This is a genomic window from Roseibium sp. LAB1 (genome assembly GCF_054658235.1).
The window spans coordinates 328,321-346,867 of the sequence record NZ_BAAGIB010000003.1 but is presented as its reverse complement, the minus strand read 5'-3'; the positions used below and the strand labels follow the sequence as shown (position 1 = coordinate 346,867).

General features: G+C 60.8%; 21 protein-coding genes and 1 tRNA gene. 16 read left to right on the top strand and 6 right to left on the bottom strand.

Features of this window, described 5'->3' with window-relative positions:
- Positions 1-5: 5 nt before the first annotated feature.
- From ACYQ54_RS19585 to ACYQ54_RS19570, 4 genes are all read left to right on the top strand, one after another.
- The gene (locus ACYQ54_RS19585) at positions 6-371 is read left to right on the top strand and encodes an RNA-binding S4 domain-containing protein (RefSeq protein WP_460086106.1); all 366 of its coding nucleotides are present in this window, start codon (positions 6-8) and stop codon (positions 369-371) included.
- Between the two features lie 215 nt (positions 372-586).
- Complete coding sequence (fdxA, locus tag ACYQ54_RS19580) at positions 587-919, top strand: ferredoxin FdxA (protein ID WP_031270075.1); 333 nt, start codon at positions 587-589, stop codon at positions 917-919.
- Positions 920-1,375: 456 nt separating this feature from the next.
- Positions 1,376-1,960: a CarD family transcriptional regulator gene (locus ACYQ54_RS19575; protein ID WP_460085597.1), complete on the top strand. Its 585-nt coding sequence runs from the start codon at positions 1,376-1,378 to the stop codon at positions 1,958-1,960.
- A 191-nt stretch (positions 1,961-2,151) separates the two neighbouring features.
- Positions 2,152-3,015: an RNA polymerase factor sigma-32 gene (locus ACYQ54_RS19570; protein ID WP_460085596.1), complete on the top strand. Its 864-nt coding sequence runs from the start codon at positions 2,152-2,154 to the stop codon at positions 3,013-3,015.
- 113 nt (positions 3,016-3,128) lie between these two features.
- Here ACYQ54_RS19570 and ACYQ54_RS19565 read toward each other — a convergent pair whose 3' ends face one another.
- Positions 3,129-4,655 carry a M48 family metalloprotease gene (locus ACYQ54_RS19565; protein WP_460085594.1) on the bottom strand — a complete coding sequence of 509 codons (1,527 nt, stop codon included), beginning with the start codon at positions 4,653-4,655 and terminating at the stop codon, positions 3,129-3,131.
- Positions 4,615-5,559, bottom strand: a complete 945-nt coding sequence (locus ACYQ54_RS19560; RefSeq protein ID WP_460085593.1) for a hypothetical protein — start codon at positions 5,557-5,559, stop codon at positions 4,615-4,617. Before ACYQ54_RS19560 ends, ACYQ54_RS19565 begins: the two co-directional genes overlap by 41 nt.
- 315 nt (positions 5,560-5,874) lie before the next feature.
- Here ACYQ54_RS19560 and ACYQ54_RS19555 point away from each other — a divergent pair.
- Positions 5,875-5,951, top strand: a tRNA-Arg gene (locus ACYQ54_RS19555).
- Positions 5,952-6,179: 228 nt separating this feature from the next.
- On the opposite strand, the gene ACYQ54_RS19550 is transcribed toward ACYQ54_RS19555, so the two are convergent.
- Both ACYQ54_RS19550 and ACYQ54_RS19545 read right to left on the bottom strand, forming a co-directional pair.
- Positions 6,180-6,326, bottom strand: a complete 147-nt coding sequence (locus ACYQ54_RS19550; protein ID WP_460085592.1) for a hypothetical protein — start codon at positions 6,324-6,326, stop codon at positions 6,180-6,182.
- Positions 6,327-6,658: 332 nt separating this feature from the next.
- Positions 6,659-7,390, bottom strand: a complete 732-nt coding sequence (locus tag ACYQ54_RS19545) for a FadR/GntR family transcriptional regulator (RefSeq protein WP_460085591.1) — start codon at positions 7,388-7,390, stop codon at positions 6,659-6,661.
- A 152-nt stretch (positions 7,391-7,542) separates the two neighbouring features.
- Here ACYQ54_RS19545 and ACYQ54_RS19540 point away from each other — a divergent pair, with 152 nt between their 5' ends.
- Genes ACYQ54_RS19540 through acuI form a run of 3 tightly spaced genes read left to right on the top strand, consistent with a single transcriptional unit; the run spans position 7,543 to position 10,013 of the window.
- The gene (locus tag ACYQ54_RS19540; protein ID WP_460085590.1) at positions 7,543-8,358 is read left to right on the top strand and encodes a DUF2182 domain-containing protein; all 816 of its coding nucleotides are present in this window, start codon (positions 7,543-7,545) and stop codon (positions 8,356-8,358) included.
- A 10-nt stretch (positions 8,359-8,368) separates the two neighbouring features.
- On the top strand, positions 8,369-8,995 hold the full coding sequence (locus tag ACYQ54_RS19535) for a DUF1326 domain-containing protein (RefSeq protein WP_460085588.1): 627 nt from the start codon (positions 8,369-8,371) through the stop codon (positions 8,993-8,995).
- A gap of 25 nt (positions 8,996-9,020) precedes the next feature.
- Complete coding sequence (gene acuI / locus ACYQ54_RS19530) at positions 9,021-10,013, top strand: acryloyl-CoA reductase (RefSeq protein ID WP_460085587.1); 993 nt, start codon at positions 9,021-9,023, stop codon at positions 10,011-10,013.
- A gap of 145 nt (positions 10,014-10,158) precedes the next feature.
- On the opposite strand, the gene ACYQ54_RS19525 is transcribed toward acuI, so the two are convergent.
- A complete protein-coding gene (locus tag ACYQ54_RS19525; RefSeq protein WP_460085586.1) occupies positions 10,159-11,064 on the bottom strand; it encodes a LysR family transcriptional regulator in 906 nt (301 codons plus the stop codon).
- 99 nt (positions 11,065-11,163) lie between these two features.
- On the opposite strand from ACYQ54_RS19525, the gene ACYQ54_RS19520 reads away from it, so the two are divergent.
- The 8 genes from ACYQ54_RS19520 to ACYQ54_RS19485 all read left to right on the top strand — a co-directional run bounded on the left by ACYQ54_RS19520 (position 11,164) and on the right by ACYQ54_RS19485 (position 17,062).
- Positions 11,164-11,778: an FMN-dependent NADH-azoreductase gene (locus ACYQ54_RS19520; RefSeq protein ID WP_460085584.1), complete on the top strand. Its 615-nt coding sequence runs from the start codon at positions 11,164-11,166 to the stop codon at positions 11,776-11,778.
- A 283-nt stretch (positions 11,779-12,061) separates the two neighbouring features.
- Positions 12,062-12,259 (top strand): 50S ribosomal protein L35, encoded by a 198-nt coding sequence (rpmI, locus tag ACYQ54_RS19515; RefSeq protein ID WP_023002610.1) that lies wholly within the window; start codon positions 12,062-12,064, stop codon positions 12,257-12,259.
- A 26-nt stretch (positions 12,260-12,285) separates the two neighbouring features.
- Positions 12,286-12,645, top strand: coding sequence for a 50S ribosomal protein L20 (rplT, locus tag ACYQ54_RS19510; protein ID WP_023002609.1), 360 nt, complete (start codon positions 12,286-12,288; stop codon positions 12,643-12,645).
- A gap of 211 nt (positions 12,646-12,856) precedes the next feature.
- Complete coding sequence (locus tag ACYQ54_RS19505) at positions 12,857-14,287, top strand: alanine/glycine:cation symporter family protein (protein ID WP_460085583.1); 1,431 nt, start codon at positions 12,857-12,859, stop codon at positions 14,285-14,287.
- A 143-nt stretch (positions 14,288-14,430) separates the two neighbouring features.
- Positions 14,431-14,958: an MAPEG family protein gene (locus ACYQ54_RS19500; protein ID WP_460085582.1), complete on the top strand. Its 528-nt coding sequence runs from the start codon at positions 14,431-14,433 to the stop codon at positions 14,956-14,958.
- A 19-nt stretch (positions 14,959-14,977) separates the two neighbouring features.
- Positions 14,978-15,634, top strand: a complete 657-nt coding sequence (locus tag ACYQ54_RS19495; RefSeq protein ID WP_460085581.1) for a 3'-5' exonuclease — start codon at positions 14,978-14,980, stop codon at positions 15,632-15,634.
- A 324-nt stretch (positions 15,635-15,958) separates the two neighbouring features.
- Positions 15,959-16,231, top strand: coding sequence for a hypothetical protein (locus tag ACYQ54_RS19490; protein ID WP_460085580.1), 273 nt, complete (start codon positions 15,959-15,961; stop codon positions 16,229-16,231).
- Between the two features lie 510 nt (positions 16,232-16,741).
- Positions 16,742-17,062, top strand: a complete 321-nt coding sequence (locus tag ACYQ54_RS19485) for a hypothetical protein (RefSeq protein ID WP_460085578.1) — start codon at positions 16,742-16,744, stop codon at positions 17,060-17,062.
- A 15-nt stretch (positions 17,063-17,077) separates the two neighbouring features.
- Here ACYQ54_RS19485 and ACYQ54_RS19480 read toward each other — a convergent pair whose 3' ends face one another.
- The gene (locus ACYQ54_RS19480) at positions 17,078-18,463 is read right to left on the bottom strand and encodes a multicopper oxidase family protein (RefSeq protein WP_460085577.1); all 1,386 of its coding nucleotides are present in this window, start codon (positions 18,461-18,463) and stop codon (positions 17,078-17,080) included.
- Positions 18,464-18,547 lie beyond the last annotated feature (84 nt).

Here is an 18,547-nt window from a genome sequence, read left to right as displayed (position 1 = left end):
GCAGCCTGCGCATCGACAAGTGGCTCTGGTACGCCAGGGTCACCAAATCCCGATCCCTTGCCCAGAAGCTGGCGACATCCGGCCATGTCCGGGTGAACAAGGACAAGATCACCTCTGCCAGCAAGACGGTGCGAACCGGCGACGTTCTGACGATCGGGCTGGAACGCCGGATCCTCGTTTTGAAGATCCTTGCCCTCGGCTCCAGGCGCGGCCCCTATGAAGAGGCCCGCAAGCTGTACGAGGACCTGTCGCCGCCTCCCCCGCCAAAAGATGCTCCGCCACCGCCCGCGCCTGCACAGCGCGAAGCCGGCGCCGGTCGCCCGACCAAGCGCGAGCGGCGTAAAATCGACGCGTTTCGTGGCGGCGACTGACCCTGTTTCCTGTCAAAGACCGGAAAACGGAAAAACTTTCTCTTTCAGGCCCTGACTGCGTCATCCAGAGCGCTTGCGCCCGTTTGACAAAAACGATACCCAACATCTGCACCAGACGTTATACGTGCGCCTTCTTTGCGAGTGCGGCACGAAACTGACCGCCAGGGCCTTGCGCAAATCGGCTGCAGGCCGCCCGGCGCCGAATGAGGATAGCGATGACCTACGTCGTCACGGACAATTGCATCAAATGCAAATACACCGACTGTGTTGAAGTCTGCCCGGTGGACTGTTTCTACGAGGGCGAGAATTTCCTCGTCATCAATCCGGACGAATGTATCGACTGTGGTGTCTGCGAGCCGGAATGTCCGGCGGAGGCGATTTTGCCTGACACGGAGCCCGGCCTCGAAAAATGGATCGAGGTGAATGCCGAATACTCTGAGAAGTGGCCGAACATCACGGAGAAAAAAGAACCGTTGCCGGACGCTGAAGAGTTTGACGGCAAGGAAAACAAGTTCGAAAAGTATTTTTCGCCGAATCCTGCGTCCTGATTCGCGCAAACTGCTTATGCGGCAGACTGCCGCAAGACAAACGAGAGCTGTCTAAAACAGCGATTCTTCCATCATTTTCAGGCACCTGCCCGGGGCGATCGGGCGGGGCCATTGTGGTGTTTTGGCACCATCAAAGCTCAGTACTTTAATTTTCCACAAAAGTGTGGTACACAAGGAAGATAGTCGCCAACCACGAGAACAACCCCCAAAACGGAGTCTTTGAAAACTGTCCCGGGTTTCAACCACCGGACAGCTCAAGCTCCCGGCAGCTCATATGACTGATCAAGGTTCTAGAGTGGAAAACGTCGACTGACCAGCCCTGACACGCCGCATATCAACAGGCGTTCCATTACGGATCGCTCTGCGGGGTTCGTGTCGCACAAGAACAGGGGACCGCACCGCGGTCCGTCATCGGTCCGAACCCGGACCGCCAACTGCGCAGGAGAGAATACGAGTATGGCAACGAACACCAAAAAGACCGCGCAGCGCCAAGGTTTCAAGACGGGCGAGTACATTGTTTATCCGGCGCACGGCGTCGGCCAGATTACCGCCATTGAAGAGCAGAACGTTGCAGGTCACTCTTTGGAGTTGCTCGTGATCGTTTTTGAACAGGACAAGATGACCCTTCGTGTCCCGGTGGCAAAGATTGCCTCCGTCGGCATGCGCAAGCTTGGCGACCCCGCGGCCGTCAAGAAGGCACTCGAGACCGTTCGTGGCCGCCCGCGCGTGAAGCGGACGATGTGGAGCCGCCGCGCTCAGGAATATGAAGCCAAGATCAATTCCGGCGACCTGATCGCGATCTCTGAAGTGGTTCGCGACCTTTTCCGCTCCGAAAACCAGCCGGAACAGTCCTACTCCGAACGCCAGCTCTACGAAGCTGCGCTCGATCGTATGGCCCGCGAAATCGCGGCAGTGAACAGATGTTCCGAAACCGAAGCGGTCAAGCAGATCGAACAGAACCTGGCAAAATCTCCGAGCCGCATCAAAGCCGCTGAAGAAGCAGCAGCGGAAGACGACGAGGACAAGGAAGAAGCCGCCTAACTCAGGCGGACTTTCCGACCAAGAAAATCGACGAGGGCCTGGAGAAATCCGGGCCCTTTTTCGTTTTTCCGCCACCCAGCTCGCGCCCTGTTCACGCGAAAGTGCACAAAATCTGCCCCAACGGCAGCGATAAGTGATCTAACCTACGGGTCGGTACGTATTTCCCCCGATAACATATCGGAGCGTCGATCATGTCCCAGAGCGAAAAACGTCAACTGGTCAGGGCCGCAATGAAGGCGCCCTACCTCACGCGCGAAGAGGAACTGGAGCTGGCGATACGCTGGCGACACGACCGGGATGAGAAAGCGCTTGAGAAATTGTCGCTGTCTCACATGCGCCTGGTAATTGCCGTTGCCTCCCGCTTCCGCAATTTCGGTCTGTCGCTCGGCGACCTGATCCAGGAAGGCCATGTCGGCCTGCTGGAAGCAGCCGCCAGGTTCGAACCGGAACGGGAAGTGCGCTTTTCCACCTACGCCACCTGGTGGATCCGCGCTTCGATCCAGGACTACATCCTGCGCAACTGGTCGATCGTGCGGGGCGGCACCTCCTCCTCCCAGAAAGCCCTGTTCTTCAACCTGCGGCGCCTGCGCGCCAAGCTCTCCGGCAACCAGACACCACTGACGGACAGCGAACTTCATCAGAAGATTGCCGATGCCATTGGCGTCAAGCAGTCGGACGTCGCGCTGATGAATGCGCGTCTGTCCGGACCGGACACTTCGCTGAACGCTCCGATGACCGACAGTGAAGGCTCGAGCGCCGACCGTCAGGACTTCCTTGTGTCAGACGCTCCGCTGCCGGACGAGATCGTGACCGTCAACATCGATGCGGAACGCCGCCGGCGCTGGCTCTCCTCCGCGCTGGAGGTTCTCAGCGAGCGCGAATTGAAGATCGTGCGCGAAAGACGTCTGTCGGAAGAAGGTGCCACGCTGGAATCGCTCGGGGTGAAGCTCGGTATTTCCAAGGAACGCGTGCGGCAGATCGAAAGCCGGGCCATGGAAAAGCTGAAGTCCGCCCTGCTGGCGGCACAGCCCGACCGGGCCGCCTACAGCGCCTGACTTATGTCTCCTCCAAGTAACTCTGACAGGCGGGCCTTCCAGCCCGCCTTTTTTTGAGCGGCACCCCGCAGCCGCCGAACGCGCTGAAGCGTGTCTTGCGGCAACGGCAAGCGTCAGTCGACGATCAGCTTGATGGCGGTACCTGTCGGGATAGCCTTATCCGCGTTCAGGTCGTTCAGGATGGAGAAGAATTCCAGCCGCCGCGACGGTTCGACACCGCTCATGCCGATCGCCAGTTTGCGCGGCGTATCGCCCGGCTTGGAGGTGACGACCTTGATCCGGAGCGAGCGCAGGCGGGCGCGTTCGGTCGGCGACAGCTGCTGGAAGCTTTCCACGGTCTGGTGGAAATCCCGGTCGAACGTATCGTTGGGCGACCGGCTGGCGAAGATGAAGCGATACCCTGTTTTGCCGATCCGGACCACGGCGATGCGGAAGGACCAGCCCTGGGTGATGGCCGCCCCGGTGACCGCCGGCAGGCCGTTGATGGTCGTCTCGCGCACGCTTTCCGGCAGCAGTCCGTTGATCCAGCCGGAATTCATGTAGTCGCGCAGACCTGAGTAGCCGCTGACGTCGGCGCCGTCGAAACGGATTGCCGTGCCGTCGCCATTGCTTGCCAGAACCGCTTCGGGCGTGTTTTCCAGGATGTAGCCAGACGGCACGGTGTAGCTGATGCCGAGTGCCTTGTGCAGGAACGATCGGCCCCGGACGAAACCTTCAAGCGGATCGTCACCGAAGAGCATGCCATCGATCTGGCCGAGGTAGCGCGCCCGGTCACGCTCGCCGATACCCGGGGCACCGATCTGCCGCGCCGCGCGGATGGCGATCTGCAGCCGTTCCGGTGTCGAAGGGTGTGACGACAGGAAGTCCGGCGCCGTGGAGCCCGACTTGTCGGCGGACTGGTAACTTGCGAAAGCTGCCATCGAGCGCAGGAACCGTGCGGCCGCGTAAGGGTCGAACCCGGCTCTTGCGAGTGTCTTCACCCCGATATCGTCAGCCTCCAGCTCCTGCACCTGGCTGAAGCGGGCAAAGGAAAGCTGCGACGAGATAATCGCCTTTCGGGCTTCTTCGCTGTCCTGCACGACGTCAGTCAGGATCTTGTTGGCAAGCTGCTTGGCTTCTGCGCGCTGCTGACGCTTGATCGCGTGATTGGCCGTCACATGCGCCATTTCATGGGCAAGAACCGCGGCAACTTCCGAGGTGTCGTTGGCAAGGGCCAGCAGGCCGCGGGTGACATAAAGATAGCCGCCCGGCAACGCGAAGGCATTGATCGCGGGCGAGTTCAGAATGGTGATCTTGTAGCTCTGCGAAGGGTCTTCCGATGCTGCCACCAGCCGGCCGACGACGCTGGCAACAGCCCGCTCCGCTCCGGCATCCTTGTAGACGCCGCCATAAGTAGCCACCACACGCGGATGCTCGCGCTCGCCGATGTCTGCTGCAAGGTTTGGACGCAAGGTGCCGGGTGTCACCGTGCCGACGGTCGGGCCGTCGCCCAGAAGCTGGCAGGAGGCCACCAGAAGCGCTGAACCACCCGCAACCAGGTTGCGCAGCCAGGTCCGGCGCAGGCCGCGCCGTGCGGGCAAACATGCCGGCTGACGGAAATCAGTTGCTGCTTTGGCCGTCACGTCCTGCCCTTTTGTCATTCAGTACCACCAGTTGCTCCGGATGCCGGAGCACCATAGACGGCCCGTCCCGGTCCTGGACGGAGCCGCGTATTTCGACAACCTGCCCTTCCAGGGCATCCAGCGTCCAGCCGGACCGCCCGAGGGCCATGTTGACGTCGTCCTCGTCAGAGGCTTTCAGCGTGACCGTGAAATCTGTTTTCCAGTAATTGCCGAAGTTCAGATAACGGGTGCTGCGTGTTTTTCCAAGAGAAACAATACGCCCTCTTGCGATAACATAGTGCCCAGACGCGCTGCTGAAAGACTCCGGCGCGGCGGTGGAATAGACGAGACGCGGCGCGCGTTCGGCCCACAGGCCGGTCCTGGCCTGGCTGGCTTGTGTCTCCGCAGCCCTCAGGGCATCCGCGCAGGCAGCTCCCGCCCGGTCCGGCGCGAAGATGGCAATACCTGCCTTCAGGAGCTCCGCCTGCAGAAGCGCGGAACGGCCACCAGACGAAACGAAAACCCATCCCGGCGTCAGCCCCCAGCGGTTTTCCGGCCCTGCCGCTGTTGCAGTTACTTTCAGATCCGGCCGGGCTTCGAAAAAGGCCTGCAGCGTGTTCCGGCCACCGCCCTGTCCACTCGCCTGCCCTGAGATCTTCATCGGCAGCTGAGTATCGCTGACAAAAAAGCGTTCCCCGGACGCGGAGACGAAAAGGGCTACATCGCTGTCGTAGGTCACGGGAACGGCTTTTTCCGGCGCTCCAGCACAAACATCAGCCACCGCGAGCGGCTCCTGTCGTTCGAGCGGCGGGAGCTCGTCGGCAGCAACGGCCTGCGTCACCAGCAGGGCCGCACAGCCGGCAACCAACTGAACGGCAGCCGAACGCAGGCCATTCGCCCGCGCGACCTTCGTCCAATCCGTTGTCTGTCGCCCTTGCGGCACGTCCGATCCCTTCACCTTGTCGCGCGAACCTCTTCCACAGCGCGTCCTGCAAACAGGCAGCGCAAGGCACACGTCACCCGGCAACATGCATGGCATCGGGCAAAGCTGAGAAAGCGGTCACGACGATCCAAACTGCTAAGCAGCGAATAAGGCAAGTCCAAGACACAGCGTCAAAACGCCGGTAAAAATGAGGACGCCAATGAAACGCCCACGGCCCGGTTCGGCATCACCTGAAAACAATCACCACCGGCGCCCACAGTCTGTTGCAGCCAGGGGTCGCCACGGGCGTCAAATCATGCTAATCGACCGCATTAAGGCCCCGTAGCTCAGCAGGATAGAGCATCAGATTCCTAATCTGAGGGTCACAGGTTCGAATCCTGTCGGGGTCACCAGTTTCCTACTTTCTGAAAATCATGGAATTTGACGCAACCACACCATGCCCAATCGGGCAGAAGTGGCGGCAATCAAAAAAGCCATCATGTGAGTCGAAGCACGGCCGAGCAAAGATCGCTCAAGGCCGGATAAAGGGCTGCGCACAGGGAGGCAGCCGAAGCAACTTGCGTAAAACAAGTCTGAGCGCGCAGGCCGAGGATGCCTGCGCTTGCAATGTGTCGGTCGCCTTACGGCGTAACCGGCGTGTGCAACGTCGTGACCGGGATGCCGGTTGTGACGGTGCTGTCGGTCAGGGCCTGGCTTGGGTTGGTGGCCTTGGTGGCGGCGACGCCTGCGAGGATCATGGCGACGACGGCGATGCTCCAGAATTTCATGGCACTGCTCCGTTAGGTGGAGCCCCCTGCCGAGGCAAGTGCGGGCTCTGTTCGGACCTGCACACCCAGCCGCATTTGCCCGAGTGTACAAAAGCCGACCTTTTTCAAAAGATGGCGCATCCGGTGACCGTCTCGGCAGACGCGGGATGCGATTTCGCCACGATTCGAACTTCGACTTTCGTCTATATTAGACTTTAGGATGATATCGAGCAATGCCGTAGAGTTACTTATTTCGCAAGCCTCTGACAAAGCCGGATTTTCAGGAAAAAGCCTGACAGGGATCGCCTTCACGTTTCGCACGGATTAGGACAGACAAGACTGAAAGAGGAGCGTTATGCGCTGCGCGGCTTACGCCTTTGCGCCGCAAGTTCCCGCGTGTAGGCAGAAAGGGCGTCCAGATGCTGCGCTGCCCCGGCGCTGTCTCGCGCTGCCAGCGCATCGGCCAGGGCCTGGTGCAGGTCGGCAATGCGCTCACGGTCGCGCAGGCGGTAGACCAGCATGTTCATCAGCGGCTGCATCGCCTCGAAAGCGGCGGACAACTGGAAAATCAGGATCGGGTTGTCCGTTGCCCTTGCTATCGCAGAATGAAACGCGACATCCGAGGCGCAGAAGTCCTCGTCGCTCGTGTCCCGGTCTCTCTGCCGGGTAATTTCCCGGCCAAGCTCGGTAAGTTGTTCTTCAGTACGTTTTTCCGCCGCCAGCGGCAGCGCCGCGGTCTCAAGCGCGAAGCGGGCCTCGATGGCGTCTTCCAGCGGAATGTCGTTCATGCCGATCAAGAGGCGTGTGGTGGTCATCAGGTTGTCCTGCGCCTCGGCCCAGGTCATCCGGTTGACGAAAGCGCCGCCGGACGAACCGCGCTCGCTGCGGATCAGGTTCTGGGCGGCAAGCCGTTTCAACGCCTCACGCACGGTCGATCGCGACACGCCGAAGCGATCCGCCAGATCGGCTTCGCTCGGCAGGCGCTCCTCACCGGCAAGGCGGCCTTCCAGAATGGCGTTGCGGATGGCATTGGCGATCTGGACCGAAAGGCCCTCTTTTTGAATCGTGTTGAATTCAATCGCCAACAGAACCTCCGCGTTTTTTTCGCCTGAACCCCGGCAAACCTAAAGAGGCTGTCCGGCCCGGTCAACGAATTGTTTAAATGTCTGACAATTAAATGTTTGACTTTTGTGAGCCTCCCCCTCAGCCTAGGCAACAATCAAATCGGGAGGATCGGGTGGACACCGTCGCGCGGCTCATGCCTGGCCACAGAGCGCTCTGGCTGACCTTTTACGCTGCCATTCTGGCGGCCTGGGCCGTGCTGTTCGCCATGCAGGCCGGCAGCCTGCAGACTACAGCCGGCTGGCAGTCTGTCGGGCAACCACTGGGCCTGCCGCTGGATGCGTTTCTGTCGCTGTGTTCGGCAACCGCCGCCAATGCCGGTTTCGGCGCTGCTGTCGCCATGTGGGCGCTGATGGCCCTGGCGATGATGGCGCCCACGGCCTTTCCCGCCTTTCGCACCTATGCGCAGCTGACGCAAACAGCAGCCGCCGGCAGCCTGCCGCTGGCCGCGCTGGTGGGCGGATATCTGGCCGTCTGGCTCGGCTTTTCGGTTCTGGCGGGCTTTCTTCAGGTCAGGCTGGCGGGGCAAACCCTGCTCGATCCGTTCGGCAAATCCGTTTCCAATTCGTTGAACGCGGCCTTGCTGCTGCTTGCGGGCGCCTATCAGTTCAGCCGGCTCAAGCAGGCCTGCCTCAGCTCCTGCCGGAACCCGCTGACCTTCTTTTTCAGCCATTGGCAGCCGGGCGCCAGGGGCGGGCTGGGGCTCGGCCTCAGGCTCGGCGCCGTCTGCCTCGGCTGCTGCTGGGCATTGATGCTGCTTGCCTTTGTTGCCGGCACCATGAACCTCGCCTTCATGGGGTTCGCCATGGTGCTGATGACGCTGGAAAAACTTCCCGACATCGGCGCGAAACTAACTGCGCCACTCGGCGCTTTCCTCATTCTGGCCGGACTGGTGGTTCTGGTTCTGCCGTTATTACCGATAACCATATAGGGAGAAAATCATGTCCGGCTGGGCCATCCGCGGGGAGCTGATCCTCAACTGCAATTGCACCGTCTTCTGCCCCTGCGTGGTATCGCTTGGCCAGCACCCGCCCACCGAGGGGTACTGCCAGGCCTGGGCCGGTGTGCGCATCGATGAAGGCCACTACGAGGGTGAAGATCTGTCCGGCCTCAATGTCGGCCTCGTTCTGGAGATTCCCGGCCTGATGGCCCGTGGCAACTGGAAGGCTGCCGCCTATATCGACGAGCGAGCCAGCGAAGCGGCCTATGACGGCTTGATCAAGATCTTCTCCGGCCAGGCCAAAGGCACCACCGGCCTGTTCCGGGTTCTGGTCAGCGAGTTTCTGGGCGCCGAACGCGCTCCGGTCTCCTACACAAACGAAGGCAAGAAACGCCGCCTGATCGTCGGCAAGGCGATCAAGGGCGAAGTGGAGCCGGTGCGCGGTGCCAATCCCGATGAGGATATTGTCGTCAAGAACACCGAATACTGGATGGGCTCGGACATCACGGTGGCCACCGCCACGCAAGGTCGCGTGCGCGCTTACGGCAGGGTCTGGGATTTTGACGGCAGAAGTGCTGAAATCTGTCAGATCGACTGGTCCGGCCCGGCGGCGGAAGCCGCTGCCTGAAACAGCAAAGCAAAGGGAATAGCTCATGACCTTCAAGGCACTGATTGTCGACAAGGACGAAGACGGCAAAACCCACGCCGCGATAGAGAACATCGACGTGAGCCGGCTGCCGGAAGCCGACGTTACAGTTGCGGTAGAATATTCCACGCTCAACTACAAGGACGGCCTGTGCCTTGGTCCGGGCGGCGGTCTGGTCAGAAACTATCCGCATGTGCCCGGTATCGACTTTGCCGGCACGGTCGAGGAAAGCTCCGACGACTGGTACAAGCCTGGCGACAAGGTGGTGCTGACCGGTTGGCGCGTCGGCGAGGCCTGGTGGGGCGGCTATAGCCAGAAGGCGCGGGTCAAGGGCGAATGGCTGGTGCCGCTGCCGGAAGGCCTGACCACCCGCAACGCCATGGCCATCGGCACGGCCGGTTTCACGGCCATGCTTGCGGTGATGGCGCTTGAGGAACACGGATTGAAGCCGGAAAACGGGCCGGTGCTGGTCACCGGCGCAGCCGGTGGCGTCGGGTCTGTGGCGACCGCCATTCTGGCCAATCTTGGTTATGAAGTGGCCGCCGTCACCGGACGGGAAAGCACCTGGGATTATCTGAAGTCCCTCGGCGCTGCCCGCGTGGTGCCGCGTGATGATGTGGCCGAAACGGTCAAGCGTCCGCTGGAAAGCGAGACCTGGGCGGGTTGCGTCGATGCCGTTGGCGGTCCGATGCTCGCACGCGTTCTCGGTCAGATGAAATACGGCGCCTCCGTTGCGGCGGTTGGCCTCGCGGGCGGGGCCAATCTGCCGGCCACGGTCATTCCGTTCCTGTTGCGCGGGGTCAACCTGCTGGGCATCGACAGCGTCATGAAGCCTTATGACGGCCGCCTGAAAGCCTGGGAACGGCTTGCAAAAGACCTGCCGATGGACAAGCTGGAAGCGATGATCCATCCGGCAACCCTGGAAGACCTGCCGGCGCTCGGCGCAGATATTCTGAAAGGTCAGGTAAAAGGCCGCGTCGTCGTCGACGTAAACGCCTGACACGGTGTCCTGCCTGGGTGGACAATTGGTCTGCCCGGGCGAATGCCTTCAGGCCGTCTGTCCAGAGCCCCTTAGGCCGCCAATGCTTTTTCCTGCGCCAGCATGAAATCGCGGTAGGGAAATGGCGTTGCCCCAGCGCAAGCGCTTAGGCTCCGGAGCGTCCAAGTTCCTCTTTCAGGAAATCGATCATCACCCGCACCTTGAGCGGCAGATAGGCCCTGCTCGGATAGAGGATCCACGCGGCGGTTTCGAAGTTCGCCGGAGCGCACGTGTGGTCAGGAAAAAGGTCGACCAGCCTGCCGTCCTTCAGGTCGTTCGCAATCAGCCAGTCGGCCAACAATGCCGGACCAAGCCCAATCCTGGCTGCTTCACGCAGCGCAAGTGCGCTTGCGATTGTCGTTCTGCCGGAAACGTCGACATCGAAGGGCGCGTCGTCCTCCTGCCTGAACCGCCAGGCGTTACGAAAGTCCGGCAGGGCAAAGCACAGGCAATTTCGCATCGAAAGATCACCCGGCGCTTCAGGGTGCCCTTCCCTTTCCAGATAGTCCGGAGAGGCAACTACCCGGTATTGGGTTTGCAGCAGCTTGGTTGAAATGAGATCGCCTTTTGGCGCCGCAGCCAGGCGGATAGCAAGGTCCAGACCTTCGGCCAGAAGATCGAGATTGCTGTCGGATGGAAAAAGTTCAACCGAGATATCCGGGTATCGCTCCTGAAAGGTCGGCAGAAGCGGCACGATCCCCTCCAGCACAAAGGCGACCGACGCCGTCATGCGCAAGGTACCCCGAGGTTGCCGGCTTCTGGCGGCAATGTCCTCGTTTGCTGCCTCAATCTCCTCGACCAGCGGCGCGACCCGCTGCAAATAGGCTTCGCCCTCCTCCGTCAGGGACAGTTTGCGTGTACTGCGCTGGAAGAGCCGTTGTCCGAGTTCACGCTCGATGGTGGAAACCGTCCGGGAGACACCCGACGCATCGACATCCAACGCGCGCGCTGCGGCCGCCAGGCTGCCGAGGTCACGAACGAGGAGAATTGTTTTGAGGGCTTGCAGATCCATTCATGCAGAATAAGCACGAATATCCTGCAGACCACAGTGTTTTTCCTCGTCATCTGCAGAAATAGCCTGCGGGCATCGTCCCAACCAGGAGATTTCCCCATGACACTGCTTCTTCGCATCAATTCCAGCTCCCGCCAGACCGGCTCGCACTCCACCGCCATTGCCGATCATTTCGAGGCCAGCTACCGCAGCAAACATCCCGACTGCCGCGTCATCACGCGCAACGTCGCAGATGGCTCGATTCCGATCATCGGTCAGAAAACCATCGAAGGCTTCTATACGGAGCCAGCCGCCATGACCGAGGAGCTGCGGGACGCAACCGCGCTGTCCGACCGACTGATTGGCGAACTGCAGGACGCAGATACTTTGCTGATCGCCGCTCCGATCTACAATTTCTCGGTTCCGGCGGCCCTCAAGGCCTGGATCGACCAGATCGTGCGCGTCGGACACACGTTTTCCTTTGACGGCAGCAGCTTTCAGGGCCTTGCAAAAACCCCGCGAGCGGTAGTGATCTCCGCCTATGGCGCCGAAGGCTATCTCGATGGCCAGCCTTTTGCCGCAGCCAATTTCGTGCAGCCCTACCTGAAGTTCCTGTTGTCGTTCCTCGGCATTGAACATATCCGCTTCATTGCCGTGCAGGGCACCGTCGCCGATCCTGAAAAGGTCTCGGCCAGTCTGCAGGCCGCCCGGCAGGAGTGTGACCTGGCCGCCTGACCCGGCCTGCCCTCCCGCCACGCATCTCCGCGGCCTCAGACTTGGTCGCGGGGCAGCCCGTCAAAGCACGGCCGAAACCGCGAAAAAGGCGCGGAAACCGGTTGCATTCCGGGGAAAGCTCCCATATAAGCGCCCGGTCCAGAGTCGTCCGGCTCGTCGTGGACTGGATTTCTGTGTTCTTGCACAGACCGTTTTCGACAACCAAGGGCATGCCGTGTCGGCTCTGAATGCACCAACAAAAGAGTATCCGTTCTGAACGGATGCACCAAGGAAAGGATGCAAAATGCCCAAGCTGAAGACGAAGTCCGGCGCCAAGAAGCGCTTCAAAGTGACCGCGACCGGCAAGGTGAAGACCGCGCAGGCCGGCAAGCGTCATGGCATGATCAAGCGCACGAACAAGTTCATCCGCAACGCCCGTGGCACCACCACGCTGAGCGATCAGGATGCAAAGATCGTGAAGCAGTTCCTGCCCTACGCTTAAAGCCAGCCCCGAAGGAGATCACCTAAATGTCACGCGTCAAACGGGGCGTTACCGCCCACGCTCGCCACAAAAAAGTAATCAAGGCAGCAAAAGGCTATTATGGCCGCCGCAAGAACACCATCCGCGTTGCCAAGCAGGCCGTCGAGAAGGCAGGACAATACGCCTATCGCGACCGCAAGGCCAAGAAGCGTAACTTCCGTTCGCTCTGGATCCAGCGCATCAACGCGGCAACGCGCCAGCACGGCATGACCTACGGCCGCTTCATCGACGGTCTGAACAAGGCCGGAATCGAAGTCGACCGCAAGGTTCTGTCTGACCTCGCCATCAACCAGCCGGATGCCTTCAAGGCCCTGGTTGATCAGGCACAGGGCGCTCTGGCCGCTTAAGGCAGGCTTCCCGATCCGATCTGAAAAACGCGGTTCCTTCGAGCCGCGTTTTTTGTTGTCCGGAGCTTGTAGACCGGCCCGGCAATCCAAGGCTGTGGTTTCCAACCCCTCTCTTTTTTATTGCAAACACCGGAAATTGAGGCCTACCCTGCCAATTCCGTCGAGGCTGCCCCTTCGTCAGCCTTGCGGAACATAAAGGAGGGTTGGATCCATGCAGCTTGTCGAGGCGTTCTTCGCCCTTATCGGCGACCTGACCTGGGGGTGGGCACTCATCCCGTTTCTCGTCGTCATTGGCATCTTCTTCACCGTCGTTACCGGTTTCGTCCAGTTACGCTTCTTTCTGCGTATGTTCCGGGTGCTGTCTTCAAAGAACCAGTCCGGTGACCCCAACGCAATCTCCGCCCGCGAAGCTCTGCTCCTGTCTGTCGGCGGTCGGGTTGGCGGCGGCAACATCGCAGGCGTTGCCGTGGCAATCACCCTTGGTGGGCCTGGCGCAGTTTTCTGGATGTGGGCCATTGCCCTGGTCGGTATGGCGACCAGCCTGATCGAATGTTCGCTGGCCCAGCTCTACAAGCGGTCCACCGGTGACGGCACCTATCGCGGTGGTCCGGCACGCACCATCATCCATGGCCTGGGCGCCGACTACCGCTGGCTTGCTGTGCTTTACGCGCTCTGCCTGATGGCCTCCTTCGCCTTCGGCTTCAACGCCTTCCAGGGCAATACGGTGGCAGGCGCGGCGGAAGAAAGCCTCGGCATCGGCCGCCTGTGGACGGGCATCGGTCTGACGGTACTGACCGGCCTGATCGTCTTTGGCGGCATCCACCGGATTGCCAAGGCGGCGGACATCATCGTTCCGATCATGGCTGTCGGTTATATCGGCATGGCTCTGCTGATCATCCTTCTCAACATCACGGAGGTGCCGGGCGTCATCTACACGATCGTTCTCAACGCCTTCGGGCTGGAAGAGGTGGTTGGCGGCGGCATGGGTGCCGCGCTCGCGCAAGGTCTGCGCCGCGGGCTCTTCTCCAACGAAGCCGGTCTCGGTTCAGCGCCCAACGTTGCCGCGACGGCGGAAGTCCGCCATCCGATCAGCCAGGGCATCACCCAGTCCTTCTCGGTCTTCATCGACACGATGATCATCTGCACCTGTACGGCGCTGATCATCCTGCTTGGCGATGTCTATGTTCCGGGCGCGGAAGGCATCGATGGCGTGGTTCTGACCCAGCAGTCGCTTGCATCGCATCTAGGCGACTGGACGAGCTATTTCCTGACCGGCGCTGTTCTGCTCTTCGCCTTCAGTTCCATCATCTACAACTACTATCTCGGCGAGAATGCGCTCAGCTCGATGACGTCCAGCACCATGGCTCTGCACATTCTCAGGGTCGCTGTCATGGGTGTGGTCTTCCTGGGCGCGACGGCTCCGAGCGCCACCGCGGTCTTCTTCTTCTCCGACCCGTTGATGGGGGTCCTCGCCGTGGTCAACCTGCTGGCACTGATGATGTTGTTCCCGACCGCCAAGCGGATCCTGGACGACTTCAAGAGGCAGCTTCGGGAAGGTGTTGCCAGGCCAGTTCTTGACCCGGACAAGTTCACGGATCTCGACATCGACCGCAGTGCCTGGACGGGCAAGGCACCGGATTGACGAGTACTGGAAGTGATTTTTCGAAGGCGCGGCCCGTTTGGCCGCGCCTGCCTGTCTTGCAGCGGCCCCTTCCTGCACTTTTCTTTTGGTGCCGGGTATGGTCCCTTGCCTCTGTCGGTACAGTATCGCGAGGCAGCAACAGCATGCCCCTTACAACAAAACAGCATGGTGTTCTGAAGGGAATGATCGCTGCAGTGATCATCTCCTTTGTCGGACTGGCCCTGGGCGCGTTTCGGTTTCCGTTCGACTGGCAGCCGGATGACGCGTTACAGGCGCGCCTGACCCTCGCCGCCCAATGCCTGCTTGCCAGCGCGTTCTGGCTGCTCCTGTCGATAGGCCTTCTGGCGCGGCACCGCTTTTTCACACCTGAAGATATCGATGGCAGCGGACTGACCTCGGGCACCGACAAGGCCAGGGTGCTGCAGGCCGTGCTCCAGAACACGCTGGAGCAGACTGCGCTGGCCGGCCTGACCTACCTCGCGTTCGCAGCGATTGCCCCCGTCGGGTATCTCGGCGCCTTGCCCGCTGCCACCGCCCTGTTCTGGTGCGGACGCGCGCTGTTCTGGCACGGCTATGAAAAAGGAGCGGCCGCCAGGGCCTTCGGCTTCGCCCTGACCTTCTATTCAACCGTTCTGCTGTTTGTTGCTGCCGTTATTTTCTCCATCGTTTGACCGGACGGATTCTTGTTCCATGCACCATGTGATCATTTACGACTGCGAGTATCTGACCGCACCCGGTGCCATGAGCCGGCAATGGTGCGGCCCGCTGGATCCTGATCCGAACGTTGCACAGATCGGCGCGGTAAAACTCTCCCTTCAGGGTGGATATGACATTCTCGATACCTTCAAGGTGCTGATCAAGCCGAGGGACAGGTTCGGCACCCGACCGAAGGTGGACCCATTCTTTACCGAATTGACCGGCATTTCCCAGGCGGACATCGACCGCGAAGGCATTGCGCACATTGACGCGCTGGCAAGGTTTGCGGCCTTTGCCGATGGCGCGACTTTCTGGTGCTGGGGCAAGGATGAACTGACCCTTCTGGCCATCAGCTCCTATATCGAAGGGCTCATCCCGCCGATCCCCGCGCATCGGTTCGGCAACGCCATCGGTCTCGTCTTGAATGCAGGCATTCCCGTTGCGGATATGGGCAGGATGACAAGCGGGCGGCTGGCGGAATATTTCGGCCTGGAGACACCGGATGGGCGGCAACACGACGCTCTCGATGATGCCATGTCGGTTACCGTAAGCCTGCAGCATCTTCTGAGGACGCAAAAACTGAGCGCGGACGACTTCACCCTGCCGTTGACAGTCCGGCCGCCAGAGCTGCTGGAACACCGCTCAGGCTGACTTTTCAACCGCACCACGGATCCGATTCCCCTCGCGCTCAGGAATGTCCGCCAGCCGCAACAACCTGGTGGCGGTTACCACCGCTATCCCCGTTTCTCACTGAAAAGTGTCCGGTTTTGCGCCACCACGTTAACGATTGTTAATGGGAAACGGCGGTTTTCTGCGGACAAAAAGTTAACAAGAGGTTAACGTGGCACGGTGATTGCGACGTTTCGGATGAGGCCGCCCAGCGCGTGCCATTCTGAAACAAAGAGGCGTTAAATCGTGCGAGTTAACCCGGTTTCTTCTGCAGGTCGTGCCAATGTGAGGCGCAAACGTCCCTCCGTGGGAGAGACGGAATCCGAGCGTCAAACGACTTTTGCCGCGCAGCTTCCCGTTCCCGTGGAACCGGAGCTCGAGCGCGAACAGATTGCCTTCAGCGCACGCTACTATCCGAATTCGATATTCCTTGCTCATCTGATCGCGACCCGCGATGGAGAGCCCCACACAAGGTTTCGCAGGCAAACAGAACCCCTGACCGGCGTGAACTCCTACCGGGCAACAGCCGCCCTGCCACGCCAGCGCCCGGCGGGCCGGCTGCTCAAGACGGAGCGCTAGGCCAGCCTGTTCAAGTTCCAGAAGTACCACTGGAGACCTTCAGCCCGGAGCATTGCTCCGGGTCTTTTTTTGGGTTTGCCCCCGCACGCTTCAGGCGAGGCTAGCCTGCCTTTACCGCCCACTTCCTTGCCCAGCTTCCTGCCCGCACGCCGTCCCTCCCCCTTATGCTGAGAAAGCGCGAAACGCTGTCTCGAAGGACGGGTCGCTTGTTCCGCATATGCCGCCATCCTTCGAGACGCGCGCAAACGCGCTCCTCAGGATGAGGGGGAGGAGGCATATCAGCCGGACTACCGAGACTGAAGGCAGGAGCACTGCGCCAAATGAGGACGGCCGGGAACAAATTCGGCAGACAACCGTTACCTCCAGACAGCAGCCGGCAAACTCTTCACCCGTCAAAGTGTGACGCGCGTCACATTTTTCTGTTGCCAGGCACCCTATATTAAAAGACAGATCCGGACTCCCCGGACCTCCGAAAGACTGGCCACGGACTGGCCCACCCCGGAGACTGACATGCAAGTAAGACCCGTTTCGGCCATCCATCCCATGCGCATTCGGCAGAAGCCGGTAACCGCGCTCGCAGAGCAAACCGGCTTCGGTTCGTCCTCAGGCGGGCTGTTCGGTGCACAGGATGCCGTCCCCGCACATGTCGCCGCACGCGCTTTGGGGCGCGATGCCTATCACGGCGCACATGCCGAATATGCCACACAGCTTCTGGCGGGCGACGGCCTTGATGGGGAAACCTGGCTGGAGCGCCGGCAGCATGTTGCACAATATGCGTCCGCCGCCGAAGACAGCGACGAACATTCCTTCACGATTTCCCTGTCTGCCTGATCGGTCAGATATCCCTCAGGCCTCGACACGCAGAAAACCGGCCAGGCCGGTTTTCTGGTGTTCGATCACATGACAGTGGAACGCCCAGTCGCCCGGATTGTCGGCGACCAGGGCCACTTCCATCGTTTCCTCTTCCAGAAGCAGCGCCGTGTCCGTCACCAGCGGCGGCAACTCGCGCTTGTTCGAGCGCAGCAGTTGGAACGACATGCCGTGAAGGTGGATCGGATGATCGTTCGGCGACTCGTTGCGAAAGCGCAGGATATAGGATTTGCCGTGTTTCAAGGTCGCCAGCGGATCGAACGGCCCCGGCACATCGCCGCCCCAGGCAACCCGGTTGATCGACCAGAAGGTATACCCGAGTGAACCACAGATGCTTGCCTGCGGTGCATCCCCACCCGGCGACCAGCCAAACACGAAATCCAGAACCTCGGCATTGGCAAGGTCCGCCCGGGGAACCGGGTTCGGCGACAGGGGCTTCAACTCCCGCAGATCCCTGCCGGCCGTCGCACCCTTTGGCTGAAACGTTGCGAGCACCTTGTCGCCGTTCGGCTTTTTCAGAACAAGCGTGGCGACTTTATCTTCACTGTCCGGCACCCGCAGGGCAACATCAGCCCGCTGACCAGGTGCCAGCACGATTTCGTCCATCGCCACCGGCTTCGGCAGCGGATTGCTGTCGAGCGCGATCACCAGCGCCTCCGCACCGGAGATCGTGTATCGGCCGACCCGTGTGAGATCGGTGACAGCCAGACGAAGACGCACAAGGCTGCCCGCGGCAAGTTCATAAACAGGCTGAGGCTGCCAGTTGACCGTCGAAACGGTTCCGAGCGTGCCGCCCCTTGCAGCGTTGCGGGGCTTGTAGAAGGCGATGAACTGGCCATCGCCTCCGAGCCGGAAGTCTCGAATGTTCAGCGGCAGATCGCTGTCGAAGCCCGCATCTTCTTCGTCCTCGACCACGATGACCCCGGTCAGGCCCCGGGCGATCTGTTCCAGCGTGTTGCAATGCGGATGGTACCAGAAAGTGCCCGCGTCAGGTGGCGTGAACTCGTAGCGGAATGAGTTTCCAGCCTCGATCGGATATTGCGTCAGATAGGGCACGCCATCCATGTTGTTGGCGATCCTGAGCCCGTGCCAATGAACCACCGACGCCTCGTCGAGCGCGTTGTGCACGTCGATCGTGGTGGTCTGTCCCTTTCGAAACCGCAGCACCGGCGGCATTCCGCCGGGGCTGAAACTCATCATGTCCGCGGTCACCGTGTCCGGCAGGACAGAGTGATTCAGACTGGAAAGGGTCAGGCTGTGCTCGGCAGCCAGCGCCTGCCTGGCGCCAAGTCCGCCAGCTGCAAACGCCGTCAGCGCCCCGGCGCCGCCAAGCAGGATCTCCCGCCTCGAAAATACGGGCATTTTGAAAACCTCATATGTTTACGGCGCGTCCAACGGCACCAAACACCCGCGGGGTGGCGATCACAAGGTTCAAATTGACGCGGC

Bases quoted from the DNA above. Each gene is read 5' to 3' on its own strand.
- fdxA (WP_031270075.1), top strand. From the start codon at position 587: ATGACCTACGTCGTCACGGACAATTGCATCAAATGCAAATACACCGAC.
- ACYQ54_RS19575 (WP_460085597.1), top strand. From the start codon at position 1,376: ATGGCAACGAACACCAAAAAGACCGCGCAGCGCCAAGGTTTCAAGACG.
- ACYQ54_RS19570 (WP_460085596.1), top strand. From the start codon at position 2,152: ATGTCCCAGAGCGAAAAACGTCAACTGGTCAGGGCCGCAATGAAGGCG.
- ACYQ54_RS19565 (WP_460085594.1), bottom strand. From the start codon at position 4,655: ATGACAAAAGGGCAGGACGTGACGGCCAAAGCAGCAACTGATTTCCGT.
- ACYQ54_RS19550 (WP_460085592.1), bottom strand. From the start codon at position 6,326: ATGAAATTCTGGAGCATCGCCGTCGTCGCCATGATCCTCGCAGGCGTC.
- ACYQ54_RS19535 (WP_460085588.1), top strand. From the start codon at position 8,369: ATGTCCGGCTGGGCCATCCGCGGGGAGCTGATCCTCAACTGCAATTGC.
- acuI (WP_460085587.1), top strand. From the start codon at position 9,021: ATGACCTTCAAGGCACTGATTGTCGACAAGGACGAAGACGGCAAAACC.
- ACYQ54_RS19525 (WP_460085586.1), bottom strand. From the start codon at position 11,064: ATGGATCTGCAAGCCCTCAAAACAATTCTCCTCGTTCGTGACCTCGGC.
- ACYQ54_RS19520 (WP_460085584.1), top strand. From the start codon at position 11,164: ATGACACTGCTTCTTCGCATCAATTCCAGCTCCCGCCAGACCGGCTCG.
- rpmI (WP_023002610.1), top strand. From the start codon at position 12,062: ATGCCCAAGCTGAAGACGAAGTCCGGCGCCAAGAAGCGCTTCAAAGTG.
- rplT (WP_023002609.1), top strand. From the start codon at position 12,286: ATGTCACGCGTCAAACGGGGCGTTACCGCCCACGCTCGCCACAAAAAA.
- ACYQ54_RS19505 (WP_460085583.1), top strand. From the start codon at position 12,857: ATGCAGCTTGTCGAGGCGTTCTTCGCCCTTATCGGCGACCTGACCTGG.
- ACYQ54_RS19500 (WP_460085582.1), top strand. From the start codon at position 14,431: ATGCCCCTTACAACAAAACAGCATGGTGTTCTGAAGGGAATGATCGCT.
- ACYQ54_RS19495 (WP_460085581.1), top strand. From the start codon at position 14,978: ATGCACCATGTGATCATTTACGACTGCGAGTATCTGACCGCACCCGGT.
- ACYQ54_RS19485 (WP_460085578.1), top strand. From the start codon at position 16,742: ATGCAAGTAAGACCCGTTTCGGCCATCCATCCCATGCGCATTCGGCAG.
- ACYQ54_RS19480 (WP_460085577.1), bottom strand. From the start codon at position 18,463: ATGCCCGTATTTTCGAGGCGGGAGATCCTGCTTGGCGGCGCCGGGGCG.